This window comes from Streptomyces sp. 8L (genome assembly GCF_020176795.1).
Lineage (GTDB): Bacteria > Actinomycetota > Actinomycetes > Streptomycetales > Streptomycetaceae > Streptomyces.
Map to the genome: position 1 here is coordinate 1 of NZ_JAIUKE010000690.1, position 4552 is coordinate 4552.

General features: G+C 73.3%; 3 protein-coding genes. All 3 read right to left on the reverse strand.

Going from position 1 to position 4552, the window contains the following annotated elements:
- Window positions 1-153 precede the first annotated feature (153 nt).
- Window positions 154-1314 (reverse strand): NAD-dependent formate dehydrogenase, encoded by a 1161-nt coding sequence (locus LCE31_RS37210; RefSeq protein WP_225022478.1) that lies wholly within the window; start codon window positions 1312-1314, stop codon window positions 154-156.
- Window positions 1315-1584: 270 nt separating this feature from the next.
- Window positions 1585-2517 carry a LysR family transcriptional regulator gene (locus LCE31_RS37215; RefSeq protein ID WP_225022480.1) on the reverse strand — a complete coding sequence of 311 codons (933 nt, stop codon included), beginning with the start codon at window positions 2515-2517 and terminating at the stop codon, window positions 1585-1587.
- Window positions 2518-2567: 50 nt separating this feature from the next.
- Complete coding sequence (locus tag LCE31_RS37220; protein ID WP_225022482.1) at window positions 2568-4511, reverse strand: ABC transporter permease; 1944 nt, start codon at window positions 4509-4511, stop codon at window positions 2568-2570.
- Window positions 4512-4552: the final 41 nt, after the last annotated feature.

Sequence of the window (4552 nt, forward strand, 5' to 3'; positions counted from 1 at the left end):
GCGGGGGGGGGCGGGGCGGGGGGGGGGGGAAAAGCGCGCCCCGCCCCCGGCCCCCCCCCCCGCGGCCGGGGGGGGGGGCCCCCCCGGGGGGGGCCCCCCCCGCCGGGGCGGTGGCTCCCGTGCGCGGGGGTGTCGCGGATCAGCGGGCGGGCGTCACGAGTTGACGGCGTCCGAGGGCGCGCCGGCGCCCGCGAGGGCCCCCGCGTCCACGATGAGGTACTCGTCGCGCAGCGGCCGGCCGGCGAAGAAGCTCTCCAGGATCTCCCGGGTGCCGGCCGCGTAGCGGGCCTGCGCGGAGAGGGACGAACCGGAGATGTGCGGTGTCATGCCGTGGTGCGGCATGGTGCGCCAGGGGTGGTCCGCGGGGGCGGGCTGCGGGTACCACACATCGCCGGCGTAACCGGCGAGCTGCCCGCTGCGCAGCGCGCGGTCGACGGCGTCCCGGTCGGCGATCTTCGCGCGGGCGGTGTTGATGAGGTAGGTGCCGCGCTTCATGGTGGAGAGCAGCTTGTCGCCGAACAGGCCCTCGGTCTCGGGGTGCAGCGGTGCGTTGATGGTGACAACGTCGCAGTGCGGGACCATCGCCTCCGCGCTGTCGTGCCAGGTCAGGTTGAGCTCGCGCTCGACGTCCGAGGGCAGCCGGTGGCGGTCGGTGTAGTGGAGCTTGACGTCGAACGGCGCGAGGCGGCGGAGCACCGCGAGGCCGATGCGGCCGGCGGCGACCGTGCCGACGTGCATGCCCTCCAGGTCGTAACTGCGGGCTACGCAGTCGGCGATGTTCCAGCCGCCGTCCAGCACCCACTGGTGCGAGGGGAGGTAGTTGCGCACGAGCGAGAGGATCATCATCACGACGTGCTCGGCGACGCTGATGCTGTTGGAGAAGGTGACCTCGGCGACGGTGAGGCCGTGCGCGACGGCCGCGTCGAGATCGGTGTGGTCGGAGCCGATGCCCGCGGTGACGACGAGCTTGAGGTTCCTGGCCTTCGCGATCCGCTCGGCCGTCAGATAGGCGGGCCAGAACGGCTGGGAGATGACGATGTCCGCATCGGGGAGTTCCTGGTCGAAGACCGAGTTCTCGCGGTCCTTGTCGGAGGTGACGACGAGCGTGTGGCCGAGGGACTCCAGCCAGTCGCGCAGCCCGAGGGCGCCGGAGACACTGCCGAGGAGCCGGCCCGGCGTGAAGTCGATGGCCTCCGGTGTGGGCGCCGTCTGACCGCCGGGGTAGCTGGTGATCGTCGGGATGTCGTCCCTGGCGTAGGTGGTCGGGTATCCGTCGACCGGGTCGTCGTACAGCACGCACAGCACCTTCGCCATGGCAGGCTCCTCATCAGTGTGTTTCGGGAACGTGTCTCCACGGTGGCGGCTGCCGTCGGCGGGGTCAAAGTGAAAGTGCCTGTACGGGGATAGCCCGCGTCTATCACCCCAGGCGGGGCGGCGGGCCGGCCCTGTACCCGTAGCACCGCGTCGGCCGTCCACCGTGGCCCAGGACGACGCCGCCCTGCCTCCCGTGGTTGGGCCCACCCCTCCGTGCCCGACGGGCCGCGCTCACGCGCATGGTGGACAGCGCGCCAACGCCCGCCGCTTTCAGCCCTGTTGGAGGTAGACGTCGAGCAGCCGGTCGAGCGCCTCGCGGACCCCGGCCTCCCTGGCGGTGTCCAGCAGGGCGCGGGCCAGCAGGGGTTCGGGACGACGGTCGGCGATGACGAGCCCGACACGCGGCCCGTGGTGCGGCCGGGCCAGCGGCAGGACGCGCATGCCCTCGGGGACACCGAACATGTGCAGCCAGGCGTGCGAGATGACACTGGACCAGCGGCCTGCCGCCAGGTGCGCGTACAGTCCGGCGACGGAGTCGGTCTCCACCGACGGTGTCACGGCGCCGACGCCGTCCGCGGCGAAGTACTCGTCCATGATGCGGCGGTTGCGCATCTGGGGGGTGAGCAGGCAGAGCGGCAGCCGGGCGATCTCGGACCACTGCGCCTCCCGCTCCCCGGCGAGCGGCCCGTCCTTCGGCGTGAGCAGCAGGTAGCGCTCCTCGTACAGCGGTGATCGCCGTACCTTGCCGAGGCTGTCGTCGTCCAGGTAGGTGAGGGCGATGTCGAGTTCGAACTCGGCGAGGCGGTGGGTGATGTCGCGGGACGGCAGCGAGTCGATGACCACCCTGACGCGCGGGTGGCGTTCGCAGAACGGTGTGGTGAGCAGCGACGCGACGGTCAGCGCGGTGGGAATGGCGCCGAGCCGCAGGGTGCCGACAAGTCCCCCGCGCAGTGAGGAGAGTTCGTGGCGCAGCGCGTCGCGCTCGGCGAGGATGCGGTGGGCCCACAGCAGGACGCGCTCGCCCTCCGGGGTGAGCCCTTCGAAGCGGCGGCCGCGCCGGACGATCGGCACGTCGAGTTCCTGTTCGAGTTTGCGTATGCCCGCGGAGAGCGAGGGCTGCGAGACGAAGCAGGCGTCCGCGGCGCGGGCGAAGTGGCGTTCTCTGGCGAGCGCGACCAGGTACTCCAGTTGGCGCAGCAGCACGGTCCACTCCCCTGTCCCCCACCGTGGGCGCCCGGTGGGCTCCGGTTCGTTCAGAGGGCCACCAGGGTCACCTCGGTGGCTTTCACGCTGGTCCATACCCGGACTCCGTCGGCGAGCCCGAGTTCGGCGGCGGCGGCCGGGGTGATCTCGGCCACCAGGTCGGGCACCTCGTCCGAGGTGACGAGGACACGGAGCCTGCTCCCGCTAGCGGTGATCTCGCGGACGGTGCCGGGCCATACGTTACGCGGGCTGCCCTCCGGCCGCCGCAGGTGCAGGGCGACGGCCTCGGGCCCGACGACGGCGAGTGCGGCGCTGCCCTCGGGCGGCGGCTCGGCGACGACGAGCCGTCCCGCCGGCGCGATGTCGAGGGCGCCGTCGCGGCAGGTGCCCGACCAGGCGTTGTGGCCGAGCATGCGGGCCACCCAGGGCGAACGCGGGTGGCGGGAGACCTCGGCGGGCGGTGCGTCCTGGAGGGGCCTGCCGCCGTCGAGGACGAGGACGCGGTCGGCGAGCGACACCGCTTCGACGGGGTCGTGCGTGACGATCAGGCAGACCCCGCCGAAGCCCCCGAGGTGGCTTCTGAGGGTGTGCCGTACCTGGGCCCGGGTGGTCTGGTCGAGCGCGGCGAGCGGCTCGTCGAGGAGCAGCAGCCGCGGTCGGGCGGCGAGGGCGCGGGCGAGGGCGACGCGCTGGGCCTGCCCGCCGGAGAGTTCGTGCGGCTTGCGGTGGGCGAGGTGGCCGACGGCGAGGCGGTCGAGCCACTGCTGCGCGCTGCGCCGGGCCTCGGCGCGCCCGACGCCGTGGGCGCGCAGCCCGTACGCGGTGTTGGCGAGGGCGTTGAGGTGCGGGAACAGCGCGCCGCTCTGCGGCACCCAGGCGACGCCGCGCTTGTGCGGCGGCAGCCGGGTGACATCGCGCTCGCCGAGGCGCAAGTCGGCGCGGGCGCGCGGGGTGAGGCCCAGCAGAGCGCGCAACAGGGTGGTCTTTCCTGCCCCGTTGGGGCCTACGACGGCGATGGTGGTGCCGCCGTCGGCGTCCAGGGTGAGCCGGTTGAAGCCGGTGACGTCGGCATGCAGGTTCCAGCTCTCGCCGGGCGCCGCGGACTCGTCCTCGACGGGCGGGGCCGGCGCGGTGTGGGCTTCGCCGGGTTCCTCCTCGCGCTGGTGCGGTGCGGGGACCCGGCTCGCCCCGGCGCCGGTCCACCGGCCGCGCAGGGCGACCAGTACGACCATGGCGATGACGAGCAGCAGCAGCGAGACGGAGGTGGCGGCCTCGGGCGAGTCCTGGAGCAGCAGGTAGACCTGGAGGGGCAGGGTCTGGGTGGTGCCGGGCAGGTTGCCGGCGAAGGTGATGGTGGCGCCGAACTCGCCGAGCGCCCGGGCCCAGGTGAGGGCGGAGCCCGCGGCGAGCCCCGGTGCGACCATCGGCAGGGTGACGGTCAGGAACACCCGGACGGGCGAGGCGCCGAGGGACGCGGCGGTCTCCTCGTAGGCGGGCCGCAGCCCCGCGAGGGTGCCTTCGAGGCTGATGACGAGGAAGGGCATCGCGACGAAGGCGGCGGCGACGATGGCACCGGAGGTGTGGAAGGTCAGGACGATGCCGAAGGTGTTCTCCAGGAAGGGCCCGATCAGGCCGCGCCTGCCGAACCCGAGGAGCAGCGCCACACCGCCGACCGTGGGCGGCAGGACCATGGGCAGCAGCACCAGGGAGCGCACCAGCGTCTTGCCGGGGAAGTCCACGCGCGCGAGCAGCCAGGCCAGGGGCACGCCGAACAGCAGGGAGAGGCCGAGCGCGCTGAACGAGACCACGAGGGAGAGTTTCAGCGCCAGTACGGTGTCGTGGCTCGTGAGGTCGTGCCAGAGCTGATGCCACTCGGTGTCGGCGATGACGGCGATGAGCGGCAGCAGCAGGAAGGCCACGGCCAGCACGCCCGGTACCGCGAGGGCGATCGGGGCGCCCGCCCCGCGCGTTCGTATGCGAATCGTCCGAGTCATCCGGAGGTCCTGACCTGAGGTGCGCCTGGGAGGGAGGGCCG

What these genes read in the sequence shown, in the direction of transcription:
- LCE31_RS37210 (WP_225022478.1), bottom strand. Translation starts at nt 1,314, where the DNA reads ATGGCGAAGGTGCTGTGCGTGCTGTACGACGACCCGGTCGACGGATAC.
- LCE31_RS37220 (WP_225022482.1), bottom strand. Translation starts at nt 4,511, where the DNA reads ATGACTCGGACGATTCGCATACGAACGCGCGGGGCGGGCGCCCCGATC.